General features: G+C 55.5%; 12 protein-coding genes. 9 read left to right on the top strand and 3 right to left on the bottom strand.

What is annotated here, in order from left to right; all coding sequences use genetic code 11:
- The first annotated feature begins 2 nt into the window (after positions 1 to 2).
- The 9 genes from CKW13_RS24880 (at position 3) to CKW13_RS16265 (ending at position 16,876) form a co-directional block, all read left to right on the top strand.
- On the top strand, positions 3 to 5,462 hold the full coding sequence (locus CKW13_RS24880; RefSeq protein ID WP_095109650.1) for an FkbM family methyltransferase: 5,460 nt from the start codon (positions 3 to 5) through the stop codon (positions 5,460 to 5,462).
- Positions 5,463 to 5,498: 36 nt separating this feature from the next.
- Positions 5,499 to 9,182 carry a DUF6270 domain-containing protein gene (locus CKW13_RS16300; protein ID WP_095109649.1) on the top strand — a complete coding sequence of 1,228 codons (3,684 nt, stop codon included), beginning with the start codon at positions 5,499 to 5,501 and terminating at the stop codon, positions 9,180 to 9,182.
- A complete protein-coding gene (locus tag CKW13_RS16295) occupies positions 9,179 to 10,801 on the top strand; it encodes an aldolase catalytic domain-containing protein (RefSeq protein WP_095109648.1) in 1,623 nt (540 codons plus the stop codon). Before CKW13_RS16300 ends, CKW13_RS16295 begins: the two co-directional genes overlap by 4 nt.
- A complete protein-coding gene (locus CKW13_RS16290; protein ID WP_095109647.1) occupies positions 10,798 to 11,484 on the top strand; it encodes a cytidylyltransferase domain-containing protein in 687 nt (228 codons plus the stop codon). Before CKW13_RS16295 ends, CKW13_RS16290 begins: the two co-directional genes overlap by 4 nt.
- Positions 11,481 to 12,128 carry an HAD family hydrolase gene (locus CKW13_RS16285; protein ID WP_095109646.1) on the top strand — a complete coding sequence of 216 codons (648 nt, stop codon included), beginning with the start codon at positions 11,481 to 11,483 and terminating at the stop codon, positions 12,126 to 12,128. Before CKW13_RS16290 ends, CKW13_RS16285 begins: the two co-directional genes overlap by 4 nt.
- Before the next feature lie 14 nt (positions 12,129 to 12,142).
- Positions 12,143 to 12,589 carry a hypothetical protein gene (locus CKW13_RS16280; protein ID WP_095109645.1) on the top strand — a complete coding sequence of 149 codons (447 nt, stop codon included), beginning with the start codon at positions 12,143 to 12,145 and terminating at the stop codon, positions 12,587 to 12,589.
- 64 nt (positions 12,590 to 12,653) lie between these two features.
- The gene (locus tag CKW13_RS16275; RefSeq protein ID WP_095109644.1) at positions 12,654 to 14,363 is read left to right on the top strand and encodes a hypothetical protein; all 1,710 of its coding nucleotides are present in this window, start codon (positions 12,654 to 12,656) and stop codon (positions 14,361 to 14,363) included.
- A 75-nt stretch (positions 14,364 to 14,438) separates the two neighbouring features.
- Entirely contained in the window at positions 14,439 to 15,689 is a 1,251-nt protein-coding gene (locus CKW13_RS16270; RefSeq protein WP_256576603.1) for a glycosyltransferase family 4 protein, read from the top strand.
- Positions 15,689 to 16,876, top strand: a complete 1,188-nt coding sequence (locus tag CKW13_RS16265) for a glycosyltransferase family 4 protein (protein WP_095109643.1) — start codon at positions 15,689 to 15,691, stop codon at positions 16,874 to 16,876. The genes CKW13_RS16270 and CKW13_RS16265 overlap by 1 nt, the downstream gene beginning before the upstream one ends.
- A 25-nt stretch (positions 16,877 to 16,901) precedes the next feature.
- On the opposite strand, the gene CKW13_RS16260 is transcribed toward CKW13_RS16265, so the two are convergent.
- From CKW13_RS16260 to CKW13_RS16250, 3 genes are all read right to left on the bottom strand, one after another.
- Positions 16,902 to 18,350, bottom strand: coding sequence for a surface lipoprotein assembly modifier (locus CKW13_RS16260; RefSeq protein ID WP_256576602.1), 1,449 nt, complete (start codon positions 18,348 to 18,350; stop codon positions 16,902 to 16,904).
- A gap of 144 nt (positions 18,351 to 18,494) precedes the next feature.
- The gene (locus tag CKW13_RS16255; protein ID WP_095109641.1) at positions 18,495 to 19,253 is read right to left on the bottom strand and encodes a Slam-dependent surface lipoprotein; all 759 of its coding nucleotides are present in this window, start codon (positions 19,251 to 19,253) and stop codon (positions 18,495 to 18,497) included.
- A gap of 88 nt (positions 19,254 to 19,341) precedes the next feature.
- A complete protein-coding gene (locus CKW13_RS16250; protein ID WP_095109640.1) occupies positions 19,342 to 22,491 on the bottom strand; it encodes a TonB-dependent receptor domain-containing protein in 3,150 nt (1,049 codons plus the stop codon).
- Positions 22,492 to 22,616 lie beyond the last annotated feature (125 nt).

Below are 22,616 nucleotides of genomic sequence, written 5' to 3'. Positions count from 1 at the left end.
TGATGAACACCACTTTGCATGGCGATAACGTTGCAGACAGTGATCTGGACCCGAGCAAAGTGGTTGCTCTATCGGTGGGAGACGTGAACTACAGCGTCTACTTGCCCAATCTGGAAACGGACTACATCCAGAAGAAAATCGCCACGAATCAGGTGCCCTACGAAATCGAAATGCTGGACGATATCCGCTCTCGTATTTCGCTCGGTGATCTGGTGCTGGATATCGGCGCCAACGTCGGTAATCACACCTTGTACATGGCTGCCGTTACGGGGTGCCGTGTCGTTGCATTCGAACCCAATGCCTTGCTGGCGTCTGCGCTGGCTCATAGCCTGCACCTGAACGGGTTGACCGAGCGGGTCACTGTCCAGTCGATAGGTCTGGGCCGCGAATCCGCTCAGGGCGGCTTCAAACAGCAGATCGCGGACAACCTGGGGGCGCAAAGCCTCGAGATTGGCGAGGGCGGCATCACCATTCGAGCCCTGGATGAGCTGGACTTCGCCGGCCCGGTGAAGCTCTTGAAAATCGATGTCGAGGGCATGGAACTGGCGGTACTGGCAGGTGGCGCCAAACTGATCGCGCGCGACCGCCCGTTGTTGTATGTCGAATGCATCAGCGTTGAAGAGTACAAAGCCATTGCCCAGTGGATGGCAGGCCAGAACTACACCTACTGGGAAACGTTCAACGCCACGCCGACCCACCTATTCATGCCTTTGGAACAGGTCACCATCGACCAGCGCCTGGAGCGGTTGCAGCGCAAGGACGTGATCGAGAGCTACCACGTCAGCCAGCAGTTGCAGCCGTTGCGCGCCAGCCTGACCGCCGCCAACCAGAAGTATCGAGATGCCTGTCAGCGCATCGATACCCTTAAGGCGCAGATCAGCCAGGGAGAGTCCGCAAGCAAGGCCCTGGACCAGAAACTGACTGAAAACCAGCGCTTGTTGGCAGACGCCCGCGCCGAAGTCCAGCATGAGCAGCAGCGCTTTGCCGAGCAGGAGCGCGACTATCGCCTCAAGCTCGAAGAACTGGCGATGGGGCTCAAGGCCGCCGCCACTGATCGTTTTGATCGACAGTCACTGGAGCAGGAGTTGCGTGCGCAGGTACATGAAGCGCGGCGTACTTTGGACTCCGAACGCGCCCGTTGCGCCTTGCTGGAGAAGAATCTCAACCAGCGCGAACAGATGTGCGAGCAACAGGCCCAAGAACTGCTGCAGATGCAGGAGCGTATCGACAAGCTGCGCCTTGCCTATGACGTGTTGAGCGAAGATGTTGAATCCCTCAAGTTGCAATGCGAAGAGCATGTTTCCAGCCGTCAGGCTGCCGACCAAGTGCTGGCCGCCACACGCGAGCAAAACCAGGAAAACCAGCGGCAGCTGGAAACCACGCAGAACTCCCTCGATAGCGAGCGCAAAGCATTTATCGAGCAGGTGACCCAGCTCAACCAACTCCTGGCCCGCAAAGCCGAGGCGGTGTTGGATAAAGAGCAGCGCATTGCCACGCTGGAAGGCGAACTCGTCAGAGCAGATGAGCAGTTCGTGGTGCTGACCCAAGAGAATCGAAGTGTCGCTGTGCAACTCGAAACAGTCACTCAGCAGTTCGAGCACGAGCAAGCGGCCAAGAAAGCCTTGGAAGCCTTGCTGCAAGCCACCGAAGCCCAATCACATGAGCAACAGGCACTGTTGACCCAAGCGCTGAGCGCTGGGGCGGATCGCAACGTGCTGCAAATAAAAAATGAAACATTGGAAGCGGCCTTGATCGAGGCCCAACGGAATATGGAAGACATGCAAAGCCAGTTCACGGAGCAACAGCGTCAGCACACGGAGCAGCACCAACAAGCGTTGGATGCATTGCGTCAGCAACATGAGCTCGAGTCCAGAGCCTTGCGCCAGCAGCATGAGCAAGAGTTGACCGCCCTGCGCGGCGCCCTTGAGCAGCAACACGTGCGCGTCGAAAGCCTGGGCAGTCAATTACGGGCTGAAACCGAGCGGCGCCAACTGGCCGAGCAGCGTCTGATAAAAACCCGCGCCAGCCTGACCTACCAACTGGGTTATCAAATCAAAACCGGCACCCGGTCCCTCAACGGCCTCGCCCGCTTGCCCGGTTCGCTGGTAGGGTTGTACCGCCAGGCTCGCAAGCTGAACCAGGCCACGCAAACCCTGCGCCTACCCCCTGCGACGCAATTCGTTGCGCCACAAGGCCCCCATGAGGCGCCCGTGCTGCTGGATACCACGGGCCAGGGTCATGAGCCGCTGCACCACTTGCCTGGCAAGTCATTGAAAATGGCTTGTGTGATGGACGAATTCACCTTCGGCTCATACGACCCTGAAGCCAACCTGCTGCAACTCACGCCCCATAACTGGCAGGCGGAACTGGAAGCGTTCAAGCCTCAATTGCTGTTTATCGAGTCGGCCTGGCGCGGCAAGGATGAGCTCTGGGGCAGCAAGGTCGGGCACAACGCCAGCGAACTGCAGAACATCGTGCATTGGTGCAAGCTGCATCAGGTGCCAACGGTGTTCTGGAACAAGGAGGATCCGGTCCATTTCGAGACGTTCCTCACCACGGCCAAGCAGTTTGACCATGTCTTCACCACCGACATGGATTGCATCCACCGCTACAAGGCGGCGCTGGGTCATAACCAGGTGTACTTCCTGCCCTTTGCCTGCCAGCCGACGATCCACAACCCAATCGAGCGCTATGAGCGCAAAGACGCCTTCTGTTTTGCCGGCGCCTACTACGTGCGTTATCCGGAGCGCACGCGGGACTTGGGTAACTTTGTCGAGAAATTGACCCGGTTCAAACCCGTGGAAATCTACGATCGTAACTTCGGCAAGGACGACCCCAACTACCAATTTCCGGCCGAGTACCAGCCCTTTATTGTCGGCACCCTCAAGTTCAATGAGATCGACCGTGCCTATAAGGGCTACAACTACGCGATCAACCTGAACTCCATTAAGCAGTCGCAAACCATGTTTGCCCGCCGGGTCTATGAACTGCTGGGCTGCAACACCATGACCCTGAGTAATTACTCGCGGGGAGTGCGCTTGATGTTTGGCGATCTGGTCATCACCACCGACAGTGGCGATGAGATGGTGCGGCGCCTGGAGCGCCTGGCAGCCGACCCGGAAACCAGCGATAAACTGCGCCTGGCAGCCTTGCGTAAAGTCATGCAGGAACACACCTACGAACAACGGCTTGGCTATGTCATGGCCAAGGTCACCGGCACCTCGCAGGCCCACGTATTGCCGTCGGTGGCGGTGGTTGCCTACGCGAAAACAACCGAGCAGGTAGAGCAACTGCTGGCCAGTTTCCAGCGCCAAACGCTAGAAGGCTGCACGCTGCATATTTTGCTGGGCAAGAAAGCCAAGGCGCCGAGTACCGAGGCGCGGGTGAATTTCATCGCATCCGGCGAGGCGAAAGGCCAAATCCTGTCGCAAGTTGTCGGCGACGTATCGTGGGTGGCCGGTTTCGTGGCCCAAGACTACTACGGTCCTAACTACCTCTTGGACCTGGCGCTGGCGACCCGTTACAGCCAGGCCTGCGCCTTCGGCAAGATCGAACACTTCCAGGGCGATGGGGCGGCAATCCAGCTACAGAACCTGGGCCGCGCCTACCACAAGTCGACCTCCCTGGCCGTGCGCTCGGCGCTGGCCAAAGCGGACGGGATCCAGCTCGAGGACTTCACGACCTGGGTACGCGAACTCGATACCCTGAGCCTCGACGAAGGTCGCTTGCTGGCTATCGACCGCTACAACTACTGCCGTGACGCGCAGTACCTCGACCCGCAAGCGCTCGCTGCGCGGGTCAACGACCTCACGCTGGACACCGGCCTGAGCATCGAGGCGCTGCAACAACGTGCCGAAGCCATCGCACCCGCCGCACGTACGGTTGAAGCCCATCCCGAACTGAGCATTACCCAACTCAGCGAAATCTTCGGCCCGTGCCGTAGTAAAAACGTCACGTTCACCCTGCAAGAACATGGCTGGCTGGTGAAGTCCACGCTTGAAGATGGTAAGCATGAGTATGTGTATGCGGCACAAGATATTGAGCGTAGCGAGCTAACTAACAGCGACGAAATCCAGTTCTTTGTCGATGTGACACCTGGACTGAATATCCAATTGGTCATGCTGTTCCTGGACTCGCAAAAACAGCGAGTCAGCCATGTGATTAAACACCCGGGCAAAAATAAAACCGTCCAGCTCCCACCTGAAGCGACGTTTATAAGGTTGGGCTGGCGTATTTATCAAGGAGGATCAGCTGAAATCAACGGTCTGCTGCTCGGCCATAAAGATCTACAGCCGTCAGAAATTCTTGGCAAGGCAGAGCACCTGCTGGTTACCAATCACTATCCGAGTTATGACGACCTTTATAGAAATGGCTTTGTCCATAGTCGTGTTTGGGCTTATCGCGAGCAAGGTGTTGGGGTCGACGTTTTCCGCCTGCGTAAGGATGATGTGGCTAGTTACCATGAATTCGAGAATGTCGATGTCATTACCGGTGGTCAGTCGACCCTGAGAAATATGCTCGATAGCGGTCGTTATCAAAGTGTGCTGGTTCACTTCCTGGACCCGTTAATGTGGGAAGTGCTTCAAGAGTACATCGATAAGATAAAAGTGACAGTTTGGGTGCATGGTGCGGAAGTTCAGCCTTGGTGGCGGCGTGAATACAACTTCACGACAGAGGCTCAACTACAGATCGGTAAGCTGGAAAGCGACAAACGTTTGGCATTTTGGCGCGGATTGTTGTCGCCGATTCCGGATAACCTGAAGCTGGTATTTGTCTCCCGTTATTTTGCTGAAGAGGTAATGGAGGATCTCGCCATTCGAGTACCGGAATCTCAATATGAAATCATCCACAATCCTATTGACGTTGGTATTTTCAACTATCAGGAAAAGCCCGTAGAGCAGCGTAAGAAAATTTTGTCGATTCGCCCTTATGCGTCGCCAAAGTACGCGAACGACTTGAGCGCTAAAGCGATCGAGTTGCTTGCGGGTAAACCGTTTTTCAACGAGTTGGAATTCAGGATGATCGGCGATGGACCATTATTTGAAGAAATACTCGGGCCGTTGCGCAAATACCCTAATGTCATTATTGAACGGCGGTTTTTGAGTCAAAAAGAAATTGCGACCCTGCATAAAGACTATGGCGTATTCCTGTGCCCGACGCGAATGGATGCACAAGGCGTTTCTAGAGATGAGGCCATGTCGTCAGGATTGGTTCCGGTCACGAACGGGGTCACTGCAATCCCAGAGTTTGTGAGTGAGGATTGCGGTGTACTTGCCCAGGGTGACGACGCACAGGGTATGGCGGATGGAATTGCATCCTTGTTTACGGACCCAGGGAAATTTGAGGCGTTGTCTTCTGCGGCAGCTGCAAGGGTGCGGGGACAAACTTCAACAGAACTGATTATTTCGCGCGAACTGGCCATTCTCAACGAATGTAGCGTTTTTGATGCGCTGGTGCCGTAAGGTCCTATATGAATCGCGTGCTCTGAGAGTTTTGGTATGCAAAAAGTGAAGGTTCTGTTGTTTGGAAGCTGCGTATCGCGCGATGCACTGGAACTTAACGGTTTCGCGGATATGGAGTTGATTGAATACTTTGCCCGATCCTCGATAGCGGGCGTTGGAACCGCAGCCTGCGATCGAGAAGTGTCTCTCGACAATGTGGAATCAAACTTTCAGCGCCGGATCCTGGGGTATGAACTGAATAAATCTTTCGCTGATGTTGTGGTGTCGACTGACTTTGATGTATTGCTTGTCGACCTGATTGATGAGCGCTTCGGCCTGCTCGTCTCGGAGGATGAAAATACTGTTTTTACCCTTTCAAATGAAATGCTTAAAACAGATGTGAAGTCCGTTTATGAGGGGCTTGAAGTCGTTCTGCCGCTGAGTCAACGTTACTATGAGCTTTGGCTGAGCGGCTGGGAACGGCTAGTCGACATATTGAGTCATCATGGCTGTCTTCATAAACTACGGGTGAGTCAGGCTCTGTGGGCATCTCAAGATTCTACTGGTGTCACGTTCGATGCGATGTACCGAAAGGGTTGGATTGAAAAAAATAATCAGTTCCTGATGCGGATGTATGAGCGGATGGCTCAGGATTTGAGTAGTACCCAGTTTGTCCAGTTTACAAAAGAAAGCGTTGTTGCAGACGCCAACCATAAGTGGGGGCGCAGTCCCTTTCATTACATGCCTCAGGTTTATATGAAGATAATCGCTTCGATTAAAGATGCCCGCGAAAATATTAGCGGCACTCAAGGAATATCGGAGCTAGCAGAACAACTGAAACAGTTGCGCTTTGATGATGCCGTTGAAGTCGTACAGGCATCGCTAGGCGATAGTGTCGCCACACTGCCGTTTTTTCCGGATTTTTACAATCAAGTTGCAAGTGACAATATTACTGCCATCATGCAAGAAGCCTTGTCGGGGGGGCAGGTTGAACTCATTTCTCCTCGACGCCAGGGCAACATGCAGTTAGTGGGCAGCGTCTATTTGGTTGGACGTAACTTCTTGTTTTTCGACGATCAGGGTGTTCTTGCTGTATTAGTTCAGCATCATAAATTCTGCCGTGCACTGTATTATCCATCGTTAAGGGTTCTATTGAAGCTCGATGCAATCGACTTGCCCAATGATTGCTTTAATGCATTGCATGACTTTTGTGGGGGGCGTGAAGAGCAGTTGAATAGCTACTTCTGCGCTCAAAAAATAGAAAGCGCAGGTGTCATGGTGTCTTATGGGCGCCCTTACCACTATTTTTATGACATGTTGCCTTCAGTTCTGTCGTTCAAGAAGTACTTGCAGGAAGGGCAGCAGGTGTTAAGCATCAATGGCGGCAGCTTCTATCCTGTGCCCAGGCTGTTTGGGCGAGGAGAGGGGCTGGACTTTGCATCTGCCGAAGCCCTTAGTGATTACTTACTTGATAATAATAAATATTTGATTGTGCCGGGATACCCGCAAATGCGCCCCGCGGATTTTGGTCGATTCGACGAGTTGGTAGTTGCTGATAGCCTGGCACAACTGGCGATCAAAGATCCGGATTTGACACTGAAATTAGGCTCGTCCTCTGCAGTTTTCTGGTTTGGGATCTGCGTAGAAAAGCGAGTTTGGCGTGAGCAAGTTGAGACAATAAGAGCCATTATTGCAGATGTCCTGCAAAAGCATGCCGATGCGGTCTTCATCTTTGATGGGCTTACCTCTGCCGAAGGCGAGGATGTTTCAAGTTTCAGATTGAAAAATTGTGTGGGCGAAACCAAGTTGCTCCGAGAGATTACTGAGGGGCTGGTTCCTATCAGCTCGGTCGTCGACCTGGTCGGCGCCCGCGCTGAGAAGAAAATTGCCTGTGCGTACTATGTCTCGATGTTCCTGACCAGTTTTTTAACCGACTCAATGTACGTAGCGCGGTTTAACGGAAAGAAAGGAATAGGTTACGGCGCCCGTAGCGCGATGCACACGGACCACCTTCACCCCAATACACATTTTGTTCCGCAGTCGTGGGTGGTCGATGATGCGTCGAAAAGTCGTAATTGGTCGGAAGTTTCCTACTCAATAAAACCAGATTTGATGAGAGCATTCTTTGCTGCTGTATGGGGTGGCAATAGTTATGAACTTGACCTGAAAAATGCTGTGATTAGAGAGGCCGAAGGCGTCGATGTTCAGGTCATGGAAACTGCTATCCAAATCACTTGCGATACGCGAAAAAAACATGCCCTGCTGCGGCTTATTTCCGGTGGGAAAGTGGGGTCGCCCCAAGGCATTGGGCAAATTCCAGCAGGCAAAGAGGCGGTGGTTCGCTTTCTTGGGAGGACGGATCGCCAGTTATCGGTGAGTGCTGTCGTCGCTATCTCTCAGAACGGTAAGACGGTACAGAATCAGTACCTCAGCCTGGGGCAATCCCTGCATGTACCTTCAGAGCCGAATGAGCGTGGAATTAACATCACATGGCGTTTGAAGGGAAGTGGCAAAGCAATTGTCCGAGCGGTTGATCTGACCGTGCTGTCTGAGTCTGAGGAAATGAAGCCAGGCTCCAGCCGAAATGAATACGAGCCGATAGACCTTACTGATACTGTCGGCTTTGAAAAGATCTCAAGAGAGATTGCAGCAAGTTACCTCTGCAAGGTGCAGGAGCGAGAGTTCTACTTTCGCTTTGTACCTCATCCCTCTAACAATCTGTTGGTCTTCTTTCATTCCGCGTTGACTCGAACGAGCGCTAGTAAGATGCCTGCGTTTGCCGGTAATGGGGCTATTGGTGTCGTGGATGCCAATATTCTTATGATTAGCGATCCCTCTATAACCAATGACAATGAGTTGTCCTTAGCTTGGTACGCGGGCGCGCAAGATTTTCAATGCCAAGCCGCTATCAAAGAGCTTGTGCATAATTTTTCGAAATCTGTGGGGCACAACCGCACTGTTTTTTATGGCGGTAGCGGCGGTGGTTTTGCGAGCCTTTACTATGGCCGAGAGTTGCCTGGCAGCTTTTCAGTTTGCGCCAATCCGCAGACCGATATCAGCTTGTATTCGACAGCTTCTGTACGTGACTATCTAGATGTATGTTTTCCCTCTGCCAGTGGTGGGGATAATGCTCAGAGACTTCATCAGGCGGGTATTGACTACCAGCTTCATGCGTCTGAGCAGGAAAATACCGTAATTTACCTTCAAAATGCCCATGATAAACATCACCTCAATGTTCATTTGCCACAGTATTACAAAGATATTTGTCTGCCCTCGGTCGATGTGGGTGGCACTTGGTTGATGCCGAAACAGTATCTGTATCTTTCCTCTTCTTGGGGCAAAGGCCATACGGCCCCTCCAAGAACATTTGTGTTCGATTTTCTTAAGTACATTTTTTCTGAGAGCTTTTCTCTTGATTCACTTTCCGGTGAAATTAAAAGAATAGACAGTGCTTACTCTTCTTTGATTGATCGCGTGTCTCTTTCGGTTTCAGAGAAGGAGGGTGTTACCTGTAGAATTCACCCGAGCACTGTAGCTTTAGAGGCGGGAGATGCAAGCTATGCATTTTATTTACTCAAAGATGGCAAGCGTGTTGAGTACTTAGCGTACCAATCTGACCCAGTTGCTCGTTTTGATGTTGGTGATGAATCTGCAATGTTTCAAGCTGTCGGTTTTGTTCGGTCTTCGAGTCGTAGTAGTACCGTTAAGTCAAATAAAGTATTTAAAGGGAATGAAGAATGAAGGGTCTGATTCTTGACTGCACGCTGAGGGATGGTGGTTATTACAATAGCTGGAATTTTTCTGTCGATGTTATAAATGAATATTTGTATGCGATGTCCGCGGCCAACATCGATATTGTTGAAATTGGGCTTCGTTCATTGAAGAACTCTGGCTTCCAAGGAGCCACTGCATATACCACCGATGATTTTCTCCGCAGCCTTGCTCTACCACAGGGCCCTATGGTTGGAGTAATGGTTAACGCCTCTGAATTGGTAGGCAGCACGCCAGGCCTGGAAGCGACCCTAGAGCGACTCTTCCCCGAATCAGCGGCAACCTCCCCGGTGAAGTTGGTTCGGATTGCTTGTCATGTTCATGAGTTTTCACTCGCACTGCCTGCATCATCATGGCTCAAAGAGCGCGGTTTTCTCGTAGGTTTCAACCTGATGCAGGTGGCGGAACGCAGCCAGGCAGATATCGAGGCTCTGGCTCTAGAGGCAAGTCGATGGCCGTTGGATGCCCTCTATTTTGCGGACAGCATGGGCAGTATGAATCCTGACCAAACGGCTCGTGTTATTGGGTGGTTCCGTCGTTATTGGGCCGGTCCTATGGGTATCCACACCCATGACAATATGGGACTGGCTCTGCAAAACACGCTGCGGGCACTGGATGAGGGTGTGACCTGGCTTGACGCAACCGTTACCGGAATGGGACGTGGCCCCGGTAATGCGAAGACGGAGTACCTCGCCATCGAGTTGGCAGAGCGCTCAGGTGGTGCTTGTAATATCGTGCCTTTAATGGGCTTGATTCGAGAGTACTTCCAGCCACTTCAGCAACAGTGTGGCTGGGGGACGAATACTTATTATTTTCTGGCAGGTAAGTACGGGATTCACCCCACGTACATTCAGGAGATGCTCGGAGATTCCCGATACAGCGAAGAAGATATGCTTGCAGTCATTGAGCATTTGCGAGTGGAAGGCGGTAAGAAATTCAGTTTGAACACTCTTGATGCAGCGCGTAATTTTTACCAAGGCCCACCACGGGGCACATGGGCACCTGCTGAGGTATTTGCTGGCCGTGAGGTTTTGTTGTTGGGAACAGGGCCAGGCGTGGAGGCGCATCGGGATGCATTGGAACGCTATGTTCGCTCTGCAAAACCCTTTGTCATGGCGCTCAATACTCAAGCACAACTGAGTGCTGAGTTGATAGATGTACGTCTAGCCTGCCACCCAGTACGTTTGCTGGCGGACTGCGATGAACATGTGAATCTACCGCAGCCGTTGATTACCCCGGCCTCAATGTTGCCTGCCGAAGTGTGCGAGGCCTTGCGCGGTAAAGAGCTCTTCGATTTTGGGATCGAGGTCCGGTTTGGTGAGTTTGGTTTCCACCCGAACCATTGCGTGTTGCCAACAGCATTGGTTATTGCCTATGCATTGGCTGTGATTGCCAGTGGCAAGGCCTCACGTGTCTTGTTGGCCGGTTTTGATGGCTACAATGCAGATGATCCACGTAACGCTGAAATGAATAAGCTTCTGGAAATGTATAAGAGTAGTGTAGGCGCGGTGCCGTTGTTGGCAATTACTCCGTCTCGTTATGACCTGCCGTTATCCAGCGTTTATGGGGATATTGGAGCTCCACTATGAGTGTTTCCTGCTTTTTGCCATGTCGTAAAGGTAGCGAACGTGTACCCCGGAAGAATATAAAGAAATTTTCGGGCTATGAGTTTGGCTTGATTCAGGTGAAACTACATCAGCTGGATCACTGCGAGAAAATTCATGAAGTAGTGCTGAGTACGAATGACCAGGAAATTCTCGACTATGCGCGCTCTTTGAAATCAAAGAAGTTGGTTCTTCATGAACGTGATGATGCGTTGTCGAGTAGCGTTACAAGTACCGATGAGTTAGTGGCGCTTGCCGCTCAGGTGACATCGCAAGAGCATATTGTCTGGACGCACGTGACATCGCCGTTCTATACGTCTTCCTCCTATGAACACGCCATCGCAGAGTATTTCAAGGCATTGGATAGTGGGTTTGACTCATTGATGTCGGTGAAGAAGGTTCACGGCTTTCTCTGGGACGAGCAAGGTCCACTTAACTACGATCGGACCTTGGAGAAGTGGCCCCGTACTCAGACAATCAAACCTGTGTATGAAGTAGATAGTGCTGTGTTTATTTCCGGGCGCAAGAACTACAGCACCTACGCGGATCGAATCGGCGTAAAGCCTTTTTTACATGTGTCGAGCGGCAATTCAGGTTTTGATATTGATTGGCCTGATGACTTCAAATTAGCGGAAGCGATGCTCGATAGTAGAGTGGCGACGGTATGAGGCTAAGCGACTACCGAACATTAGTGTTTGATTGCGATGGCGTCATACTGGATTCTAACCGCATCAAGACTGAAGCTTTTCGCCTTGCGGCCATACCCTACGGTGCTCATGCGGCAGATGCGCTTGTTAAGCATCACGTGCAGAATGGTGGAATTTCCCGCTATAAGAAATTTGAGTATTTCCTACGGCATATTGTTCCTGCCAGTGTGCAAGGGCCGTTGTTGCATGAGCTTCTCGAGGCTTATGCGCAAGAGGTGAGAAAGGGGTTGCTTTCGTGTGCGATTGCGCCGGGGCTGCGTGAACTTCGTGAAAAAACGGCGGGCACTCGTTGGCTGGTAGCGTCCGGGGGCGATCAACAGGAATTGCGCGAAGTATTCGCTGCCCGTGATTTATCGGGCATGTTCGATGGCGGTATATTTGGCAGCCCTGATGATAAGTCCGATATCGTGGCACGCGAGATGTCGACAGGAAATATTGCAAGGCCCGCATTATTTCTTGGGGACAGTAGATACGACCATCAAGTTTCACTGGAAAATAATCTGGACTTTGTTTTTCTGTCACGCTGGAGTGAGTTTTCCGGTTGGCAGGAGCATTGTTCAAAACATAATTTAATCATCGTAGATGGTTTGGATGCGTTGAAGTGACTAAGGAGTTTGGGGTGTTTAAGAAAACATTGGCGTTGTGCGTTTTGGTATCGTTGACGGCATGCAGTGAAGCGCCAGAAGGAAAAGCAGACGCGTCTGCCAAACAGCAGACCAGTGCTACTCAGGCTGTGCATAAAAATGCGCTGTATTTGCCAGATGGCAATGCCCTTGAAGTGGTCGGCCAGCTTCGTAGCTACACTCGGATTGATGAAGAAAACGGGCATCTTGAGCGTTATGTTTTCGAGTCCTCCGAGAACCTGATGTCTGTAGAAGGCGCTGTGTATGCAGCGCTTGCAAAGCGGGGCTATGTTCGCAAAGTCAGAAAGGAACAGGCAGGACTGTATGTGGTCAGTTACATGAAGAAGGGCAGCCCTTCGGTGACTATGAGTTATGAAGAGGTTAAGCCGGATACCGTACCTAAAGTTAAGACCCGCTTGAAAGTTACATGGAAGAATGCTTAATTTTTTGAGCATTATTTAGAGTGCCGGCCCCCGTCTGAAGGGGGCCATTTTTTGGAAAAAATCTATGCAACTCATGGCAGCCGCACGCTGGACGTTTTCCGTGGGAGGCAAGGTCTTTCGAGTGGTGCCTGGCGCGACCCTTCTTGTCGTGCTGTGTACGCTGGTTTCCCAGGTCGCCGCGTTGCTGGCAGCGCTGTTGCCCTTGAAGGTCGTGATTTTGCTGGGTTCGGCAAATATCCCTTCGTATTTCCCGTCGTTGCTGCACGGTTATGGCCGGCCGACCCTGGTGTTGGCGTTGTGTGCGGCGGCGATCAAGTTTTTCATTCTGCACCTGTTGGCTGAGGCGCTGATCGGCAAGCTCTCGGCATATGGGGCGCGCACGCTGATTGCCCGCAGTCGTAAGTTGAGCCTGTTTGAAAATCAGGAGCAGCTTCTGAGCAAGGCTTACCAGCGGTTTGCCGGGGCGCAGGCGGGGGCTGTTTTTATTCTGTTAGCCGGCGCGCTGCTGTTGAAGGTCTACCCGCTGCAGGCCTTGGTGATTAGCGGTTATCTGGCCATTGTGTGGATCGTACTGGTGAGTACGTTTCGCTACAGCCCGACGTTTCGCGGCAAGCCTGCGAAAGAGCTGATCCATTTGATCGGCGTGCTGGCCAACGTGGGTTTCTTTGTGACGTTTGGCTGCATCGTCGTCGATATCCTGCTGGGGTCGAACGTTTCGATGCTGTGGGCGATCGCCGCTTTGTTGTTGGTGCGCCAAGTGTTCCGTCGCGTGGTGGCGTTTGTCACGGACCTGACGAACCTTTACCAGCAACGCCTGCAATTGAATGCGCTGCTTTTCCAGGGGCACGTGTATGTGGGTAAGGCGCCTCCTGTCGGGGCCAACGGTATGTGGGCGCTGGCTCAGGCCGATACCCTGCCCGCGTGGCTGACGCCCTTGATTGCCCGAGTGGTGGAGCATATCGACGGCGAGCCACAGACTAACCTGTTGCCGTCCGGCATGGCCGATTTGCTGATGTGGACGGTGGACGTGCAGGCCGAGGGCGACCACAGGCGATTTCTGGTCAAGCTGTTCGGTAAGAATCGGACAGCGTTAGCGCGCCATGAGGCGAGTTTGTTCAGCGAGATGAACGAGCCCCGGGCACCTCTTGCGCGCTTGTGTTTGGTGGAGCAAGTCGAGAGTTTTCATTGTCACGTGTTCGAGTGGCCGGGTGTGGCGCCGATCGAGCCTCAGCAGTCCAAGCGTGCGGCGCTGGCGGTAACGTCCAGCCTGTTTGCTGTGCGCCCGGATGCGTCGCTGGTGGCGCTGTTCAGCCGTTCCCGGCCGATGCTTTGGCAGCGGCTTGACGAGCAGGTCGTGCCGCGCCTGCACCTGTTCGCCAACGAGGCTGAAGGGCCGTTGGTCGAGCGTCTGGCGGATTCGCTGGCCGGTATCAAGGCAAGGCTGGAGTCCATGCAACTGACAATCATGACCTCTGATCTGGGCCCCGATGCGTTATGGCACGACTCAGGGAAAGAAGTCTGGGCCTGCCATTGGGGGCGCTGGACGCTCGAGCCCTTGGGCGCTGGCTGGCCGGTTAATGAAAGGATCTTTCCCTTGTTGCCGGCAGCCCTGGCGGAGGCCGAAAAACAGTGCGTGGACCTGAGCGGCGTAGATGTGGCAGACGTGCGTTTAGCCGCGTTGGCTTTTGCCTTCGACAAGGCATGCCAGCGCCAGGCCTACCGGATGGCACTCGAATTGCTTGATCCCATGCTTGAAAGTTACGAAAACCGTTAATGTGTTCAGTTGTGATGACTGAAGTTCTTGAAGCGCGGCTGTGGATGTTGGCCGGGCATGTTGTTTGGAGGGTGTTTGGCCAAGATTGCCATGGTTGTGTGGAATGAGTTCCGCAACGACGCACGTGTATTAAAAGAAGCAGAAACGCTCTGTGCTGCCGGTCATCAGGTGACGGTGCATGCGCTGCACACACCAGGGGTGACCCGTGAGCGGGAGGTGGTGTCGTGCGGCGTGCAGGTGGTGCGAGTCGCCCGAAGCCCGTTGTGGAAGTGGCGCAAGGGGGGCACTGCGTCTGCTGGTGCTGCTCAGGTTCGGCCTACTGCCAGTGGCCCGATCAAGGGGGTGAGCCCGGCACGGCAGGTGCTGCGCATCGTTGCGCGGCTGTGGACTCACGGCGGCCTCGTATGGCATATGGCGCGCCTTCACGCGGATGTGGTCCATGCCCATGACGTCAATACACTGCCTACCGCATGGCTGGCGGCGAAGTTGTCGGGTGCGCGGCTGGTCTACGATGCCCACGAAATCAGCACCAGCCGCGAGGGTTATACGAGTTTTCGCAAACTGGTGGCGGTGGTCGAGAAGTGGTTGATGCCGCGGGCCGATGGAACCATTACCACCACTGAAGCCCGTGCCAAGTTTTTTGCCCGGGCTTATGGCATCGCCCGCCCGGTGGTGCTGCAGAACCGACCGCGTAGGCAGGCAGTGCAGCAATCAGGTCGCATCCGTGAGGAGCTGGCCCTGGAGCGGCCCTGGCCTGTGGTGGTGTACCAGGGCGGCGTGCAGCAGGGGCGTGGGCTGGAGCGCCTGGCACGGATTGCGGCGGATGTTCCAGGTGCCTACTTTGTGTTCATTGGCGGCGGTCGTCTGGAGGCGAGCCTTCGCGACATCGCCGCAGAACTGGGGTTACAGGATCGCGTGCGCTTCATTCCCACGGTCGCGCTGGCCGAACTGCCCAGCTATACGGCGTCGGCCGATATTGGCGTGCAGCCCATCGAGAACACTTGCCTGAATCACTACACCACCGACTCCAACAAGCTGTTCGAGTATGTGCAGGCCGGGCTGCCTGTGGTCGCTTCCGATCTGCCGGAAATCCGTCGCGTAGTCCGTGAGCATGACCTGGGGTTGCTGGTCCCTCCCGGCGACAGCGCCGCTTTAGTGGCCGCACTGCGCGAATTGGTGGCCGATGCCGACAAGCGCCGCTTTTATGCCGCGCAATCGCGCAAGGCCGCAGCGCTGCTCAACTGGGAGAGCCAGGAGCATGAGTTGTTGGCGCTGTATGAGCGGGTGTTGGGCGATGCAACCCACTCCCGAGCCCGTGCTGCCTGATGCCTAAGCGAATTCTGCTGCTGACATTTTTTTACCCGCCGGACCTGAGCGCGGGTTCGTTTCGCGCTCAGGCGTTGGTGGAGGCATTGCGTGAGCAATCGGGCGATGGTGTGCAGATTGATGTGCTGACCACCCAGCCCAACCGTTATCACTGCCACGCCAGTGTCACTGATGCGTTCGAGCAGGAAGGTCGTGTGCGGGTTCGCCGCATTCAATTGCCTGCCCACAAGAGCGGTTTTGTTGACCAGGCCAAATCCTTCGCGGCATTTGCCTATCAGGCGGATCGGTTAGCGAGGGAAGATCGCTATGACTTGGTTATCGCCACGTCCTCGCGTTTGATGACGGCGGTACTTGGCGCTTGGATTGCCTACCGCCAGCGCGCGGCTTTGTATCTCGACATCCGTGACCTTTTCGTCAAGAACGTGAAGGAGCTGTTCCGTGTGCCGGTGGGTAAGCCGCTGAGTAAGCTGTTCGGTGTTCTGGAGCGTTGGGCTTTTCGGCGGGCTGACAAGATCAACCTGGTCTCGCCCGGCTTCCTGAAGCATTTCCAGGATAAGTACCCCAACCGGCATTTTTCGCTGTATTCCAATGGCATTGACGACGACTTTCTCAAGTTTCCGCAAAGCCCCGTCGTCCCAACGATTGCGCATAGACCACTGCAAGTGCTTTACGCGGGCAATATCGGTGACGGGCAAGGCTTGCACCTGATAGTGCCGGAGTTGGCACAGCGCCTTCAGGGGCGGGTGCATTTTCGGGTGGTCGGTGCGGGCGGGCGGGTGCAGATGCTGCGCGAGGCTGTGGCGAGCGGGCGGCTGGACAATGTCGAACTGATAGCGCCCATGCCCCGGGATCAACTGCTGGATATTTATCACCAGGCTGACGTGCTGTTTTTGCACCTCAATGACTTCAGGGCCTTTCGCCGCGTGCTGCCCTCCAAGTTGTTTGAGTACGCCGCGACCGGCAAGCCTATCTGGGCCGGGGTTGCCGGTTATGCCTCGGACTTTCTCGCCGCGGAAGTGTCCAACGCGGTGGTTTTTGCGCCCTGCAATGTGGATCAGGCGGTACTTGCCTTGGAGCGTTTGCGCCTGGAGCAGATGCCGCGCCCCGAGTTCGTCAAACGCTTTGCCCGCAGTTTAATCATGCAGCCCATGGCCAAGGACGTGTTGACGTTGCTTAAGGATCGTTGACTGCCCTGGCCCTGCGCCTACCGCTCTAGAACGCTTTCTCCAACTTCAAACTCACACTGTTTTTGTCGTAGCTGTAAAACCAATCAACGTTGCTCTGCACCTTGTTGTACTTGACCGTCAGGCTGGGGATGAGGTCGTACACGGCCAGGCGTGGGGCGCGGAGGATGAAGGTGTAGGCTTGTTCGTCGTCGTTGCGTCGGGCATCGAAGATTGAGCTGTAGGCGTCGTATTGGCGTTTGCGGTAGGAGGCGAAGAGTACGGCGCTGGCGCCGACCTCGAAGTCTTTGGCCACGCCCAGGCGCAGGCCTTTTTGCAGGTAGGCGACGGTGCGGTCCTGGGCGTCGCGGTCGGTGATGTCGACGCCGCCGAATAGGGTCCAGCGCTGGGGCAGGGCTTGCCACAGGGTGGCGTAGACCGAACGGGTGGCGCCGTCGTTGTTGGTGTTGATGTCGTGCTTGTAGGCCATGTCTTTGTACTCGCCTTCGAGCTTGAACAGGCGCGTGGCGCTGAGGGTGTGCAGCCACTCGCCGCGCAGGCCCCAGGCGTCGTACATGGCGTTGTCGCCGATGCTGTTGAACTCGAACGATGGGCCTACGGAATATTGGTTGCGCCCATCGTGGTAGCTGTAGCCGGCGTTGGTGGTGAGGGTGCTTTCGTTGTATTTGCTTTGCGCGTCGTAGGCCTGGCCGTAGAGCAGCGCACGGGCGAAGACGCCATGGTGGCCGCTCAGGGCGATGCGTTTGTTGAGGGTGCCTTCGTAGTCCACGCCATGGGCGGACACCGCTTTGGGCAGTGAACGCTTGAGGTAGTAGGTTTCGTCGGGGGTGACCATGCGGTAGGTCACAGTGCTTTCGGAGGACTGGTTGAGGTTGTCGCTCCAGGTCGGGCCGATGGCGAAGGAGCCTTGCCAGGCTTCGCGGTTGTCCAGGGCCTGGAGGAAGCTGTCGACCGTTTTGCCCAGCCCCATGGCTTGGGCGTCGGCGGGGCTGAGGCCGCTGCTGATCTGCTGGAACGCGGTGTGTGCTTCGCGGTCCTTGCGGTTTTCAAACAGCACCCGCGCCAGCTCCAGGCGCCCGGGCAGGAAGTCGGCCTGCATCGCCAGCAGTTGGCGGTAGTCGCTTTCGGCCTGTTCCAGGTGCCCGTCGTTGCGCGCCAGTGCGCCATTGGCGTAGGCCACCAGCATGGCGTCGTGGCCGGGCAGGGCGCTGTAGCGCTTGAGGTACTCGGCCGCCGCCGCCCACTGGCGACGCTCGATGGACAGGTACAGCGCGCGGCCCAGTTCATCGAGGTTGTTGCCCACGCTGTAGGTCTGGCCGTCGATGGTCAGCAGCGGCGCGTCGTGGCCGTTGGGCTGTTCATCCTTGAGCAACTCGCGCTCTTGTTCATTGGCGCGGTATTCGATGGTTTGGTTCAGGCGCAGGTTGGTGTCCTGGTCGGCACTCATCGCCGGGGCCGCGAGCAGCACCAGGGACATGGGCAGCAGGAGAAGGGTTAAGCATCGCATGCAAGGAAATGGGGGCATTACTGCGCTCTCGGGGTCGTTCTAAAACGCCAAAAGCAAGTGCCCGGAAGTTCAGGCACTTGCTCTGTGGTGCAACTTCAAACGGTGAGGCTTGGCTTACTTACGCACGCCACCGAAAGCGGTGTCGTAGTTGCGGTCGGCGAACTTGGCGATACCGGCCAGGGACGCGTTGGCGCCGGCGCCGAAGAAGCTGCCGGTGGTGGTGCCAACGATCGGTGCTGCGCCGGTGGCGAGGTTTTGCCCGACTGCCGCGCCGTTAAAGCTGGCGGTGGCGGTATCGATGTTGGCGGACAGTTGAACTTTCAATGCGCTGTTGGCCAGCGAACCGGTCAATTTCGGCGCTGCGGTGCCGAAGGTAGCGGTCAGGTCGCCGGACAGCAGGTTGGCGCCGGAGTAGTTGTTGATGCCCTGTACCGCGTAGGTCACGTTGGTGGTCGGCAGCACGCGGCCGGCGGTGTCGCCGGAGTAGTAGACAACGCGAGTCGGGTCGTTGGTGGCGCCGTTTTGCGACCACTCACCGTAGTAAACCTGTTGGGCCGCAACCTGTTTGAAGTCGAAGTTGCCCAGCGCCGAGTGGGAGGCCGGCATCATGGCGGGGGTGATGGTGGTGACGCCATTGGTGTCGGTTGCCACCATCCCTTTGAGGCCGCTGAACGGAACTTTTGCGCCGCCGTAGAAGGCCAGCACCCCCACCGCAGGCTGGCCAGGTGAGCTTGGGTGATTGGGCGATGTGGCGCCAGTACCGCCTACAACGATAGTGCCGGTGTAACTTTGCCCCGAGGCGCTGTCTGCCTGAGCAACGCCAGTCAAACCAAGAAGTGCCAATGCCAATACTGTGCAGTTAAAAGATTTCATTTCATTATCCATTGAGTGATTTAAATTAATTCAACACGTCAAGCATTTGCCGACTCTCTTTTCAGCCGCCCATGACATACCTCGCAGGTTAGAACGTAGTGGTAAAGCCGAGTTTTAAGGTTCGCCCCGGTGCTGGCATGGCCGAGCGGGTGAGGGGGTCGATGTAATACAGGTTGCTCAAGTTGGTGCCGGTCAGTTCGATGGAGGCATCGTCGGTCAACTTGTAATTGATATAGGCGTCATAGGTGACGATCTTGTCCCAGGACATGGGTGTGTTCAGGTAATAGCTGACCATGGCGCTGTTTTTATAGTTGTCGTAGAACTTGCTTTCATGTTGGCGGTAATAAATGGCCCGCCCGCCCACTTCCAGTTTGCGTTCAAGGAATCGCGCACCCAGGCCCAGGTTGGCCGACCACTCGGGCATAGCCATGCCCACCAAATAGCCGCCGACAAAGCCGTCATCCACACAGTTGGGGGTGCTGCCGTCATTGCTAATCATGACCGCCGAACTTTCATCGCAGACTTTGTTTTTCAGTACGTGGCCGATACTCAGGTCGGTAAACACCCGGCCATTGTCGTAGCGGCCCTGCAATTCCACTCCCGCAGTGGTCTGCTTCTCCAGGTTGGAGAAGCGCATCTGCGGGCTGCGCTCGATCACGTTCTTGGTGGTGTTGTGGTAGTAACTGAGCTTGATATCGGCGGTTTCACTGCCGCCCAGGCCCGCCAGGTTGTGGACGTAGGCGGCCTCGTAGTTGTGGGCATGTTCGGGCTCAAGGCCCCACGGGTTGAGGGAGGAGGAAAAACCGATGGTGCTTTCAAACATGCTCGGGTAGCGAAGGGCTTCGCTGTAGCGAAGATAGACCCGGCCATTTTCGGACGTATAGAAAGTGGCCGAAAGTGTCGGGGTCCACCCATGATCTTTTTGATGTTTTGCGCGGGCGTCCTTCTTTTCATTAAGGGGCTTGCCATCTTTGTCCACGGCGCCGTAGCCATACTCATAAGCGGCGCATGAAACAATATTCTCACCTGATTTTTTCAGGTTAATGCACGGGTTGTTGCCACGGGCATAGCGGCCTTTTCCATCGTGTGCCCAATCTGTCAGGTGTTGAGTGTCCTCAATGCGTGGCGTGTCTTTCTTGGCTTGTTCTATGGAACTTAAACGCTCTTCCTCGGTGAAGCCAAATAGTTCCGATACAAGATTAATGTTCTCGATTTTTTCATCGACCGATGCTTGCCACTCTGCATCCGTCAGGGTCTTTCGGGTGGTGTAAGCCACTTGTTGGCCTTTAGAGACAATTTGAGTCGTCTCACCACTCTTGTCCTGAGTCTCTTTCAAGTAATCGTCAAACGCCCAATACGACGAATAACGCATCCCGGCATTGAAGCGGGCAAAGCTGACAGGCCGCCAATCGAAGTTGAAGTTGTATTCCTGTTCGGCCCGGCGCCCGGCCCGGGGGTACATGCGCAGGGTGTCGAAAATCATCACGTCGTTGTAGTTGTCGTTGGAGCCCAATTTTTCATGCTGGTAGCTGCCGCCCAACGTCAGGTCGAGGCTGTCCAGCAGTTTGAGTTTGTTGCTCATGGTCAGGCCAACCCGGTCGTGCTTGGCGTTGGAGAGGGCGGTATTGCGGAACACCGGGTCGGCGATGGTGGTTTGGTTGGGTATGCCACCGCTGCTGTAGGTGTCGCTGCGGGTGTTGGTGGCCCAGAGGTTGGCGTACAGGTCGACCCAGGAGTTGCCCTCGGGTTTGAGGTTGTATTCCAGGTTGTAGGCCTTGCTTTTCACATGGCTGAGGGGCCATTGCGGCACGCCGTGGGTGGCGGCGTCGTATTGGGTGCCGGGGGAGAAGAACGAGATGCGCGAGGGCAGGATTTCACCGTACAGGGCATTGGTGTCGCGGTAGCCGAACTCCAGGGACTGGCCTTCGTCGATCTTGAGTTTGGCCTTGCCCAGCCACGATTCCATCTTGCTGGAAGTGTTGGGCACTTCGTCGCCCGGTTTGTAGATGGTGGCCAGGTTGGGGATGTAGTCCCAGTAGCCATTGACCTTTTTGCCGCTGGCATAGAAGTCGCTCTTTTCCTTGCCCGCGTAGTGGTTGCCTTTTTCCCGGTAGGCGTAGGCGGTCAGCAGTTCGAATTTTTCCTGGCGCGTGCCCAGGGCGAGGCGGTAGGCGTAGTCGTCGCTGGAGAGCAGGCCATTGCTGCTACTGGTGCGCGGGTTCTTGTACAGCGACGGGTCGTAGTAGGAACTGATGGGGAAATACTGGTAGTCCGGGCTGGGCATCTGCCCGGTCATCAGGGTGGGCAACTTGGGCGAGACCGAGTTGTTGCTGCCCTCGATCTTGAATTCGCCGCCGTACTCGCGGCCTTCCTTGAGGATATCGTCGACGTTCAGGGTGCTGGCCACCACCGCGCCACCCACGCCGGAATAGACGTTGCGCTCCAGGCTCGGGCCTTTGATGACCTTGATGCTGCCGATGAGGTTGGGGTCGATGTAGTTGCGGTTGTTGGCACCCATGTAGCCGCGGTATACGGTCAGGGCCTGCTCGGTGCCGTCGATGGTCAGCGGCACGCGGCCCGGGCCCTGGATGCCGCGGATGTTGGGGTCCAGGGCGCCGCTGTTGCGGGCGTCGCCGCTGTAGACGTTGAGCATGCCCTTGAACAGGTCGGCGGGGGCGGCGCCTTTGTAGCGTTCGATCTGCTCCTTGCCGGCGTAGACGGTGGAGAGGTCCTGATCGTAGATGTCGTTGTAGCCTTTTTCGTCGCGCGACTGCTTGGCTTGCAGGCCATAAACGTAGGTCGGTTGCAGGTCGCCCTCCAGCCCGGAGGTCTCGCCCTTGCCGCGCAATTGGATGATCGGCCGTTCGGCTTGCCCGCCCAGGCTGTAGGTGACGCCTTGGTCGCCCAGCAATTGTTGCAGCGCGGCGTCGAGGGAGAGCCGGCCCTGTACCGGGTGGGCGTAGGCACCCGCAAAATCGCTGCTGCCCATGTACAGCTCGGCGCCAGCCTGGCGGGCCAGCAGCACCAGCGCGTCGTCCAGGGCTTGGGCGGGCACGTTGAAGTCGTGGTAGCGGTCGGCCAGCTCGCTGTGGGCGGCACCCGCGCCCGGGTTGGCCTGCACGGCGCGGATATCGGCGGCGCTGGCGATCAGGGCCAGTGCGGCCAGTTGGATCGCCAGGCTCAGCCCGCTACGTTTGGGCGCTAGGCGCTTCTTGTTGTTCGCACGCATCTGCAACATCGGCCTCACTAGATACAAATAAGATTGATTTACATCTAGTAGAAACGCGCGAGCGGGCAAAACGAGATAGATCGATATGATCTATCTGCGATGATTTATATGCGTTTTTGTTTTTTTAACGCGGC

This window comes from Pseudomonas sp. Irchel 3E20 (assembly GCF_900187645.1).
In the GTDB taxonomy this organism is placed as follows: domain Bacteria; phylum Pseudomonadota; class Gammaproteobacteria; order Pseudomonadales; family Pseudomonadaceae; genus Aquipseudomonas.
The sequence above is the reverse complement of the archived record's forward strand: the minus strand, read 5'-3'. Positions and strand labels throughout refer to the sequence as shown.

Excerpts from the sequence above, each read along its gene's own strand:
- CKW13_RS24880 (WP_095109650.1), top strand. The coding sequence starts at position 3 with ATGAACACCACTTTGCATGGCGATAACGTTGCAGACAGTGATCTGGAC.
- CKW13_RS16300 (WP_095109649.1), top strand. The coding sequence starts at position 5,499 with ATGCAAAAAGTGAAGGTTCTGTTGTTTGGAAGCTGCGTATCGCGCGAT.
- CKW13_RS16295 (WP_095109648.1), top strand. The coding sequence starts at position 9,179 with ATGAAGGGTCTGATTCTTGACTGCACGCTGAGGGATGGTGGTTATTAC.
- CKW13_RS16290 (WP_095109647.1), top strand. The coding sequence starts at position 10,798 with ATGAGTGTTTCCTGCTTTTTGCCATGTCGTAAAGGTAGCGAACGTGTA.
- CKW13_RS16285 (WP_095109646.1), top strand. The coding sequence starts at position 11,481 with ATGAGGCTAAGCGACTACCGAACATTAGTGTTTGATTGCGATGGCGTC.
- CKW13_RS16275 (WP_095109644.1), top strand. The coding sequence starts at position 12,654 with ATGCAACTCATGGCAGCCGCACGCTGGACGTTTTCCGTGGGAGGCAAG.
- CKW13_RS16265 (WP_095109643.1), top strand. The coding sequence starts at position 15,689 with ATGCCTAAGCGAATTCTGCTGCTGACATTTTTTTACCCGCCGGACCTG.
- CKW13_RS16260 (WP_256576602.1), bottom strand. The coding sequence starts at position 18,350 with ATGTCCCTGGTGCTGCTCGCGGCCCCGGCGATGAGTGCCGACCAGGAC.
- CKW13_RS16255 (WP_095109641.1), bottom strand. The coding sequence starts at position 19,253 with ATGAAATCTTTTAACTGCACAGTATTGGCATTGGCACTTCTTGGTTTG.
- CKW13_RS16250 (WP_095109640.1), bottom strand. The coding sequence starts at position 22,491 with ATGTTGCAGATGCGTGCGAACAACAAGAAGCGCCTAGCGCCCAAACGT.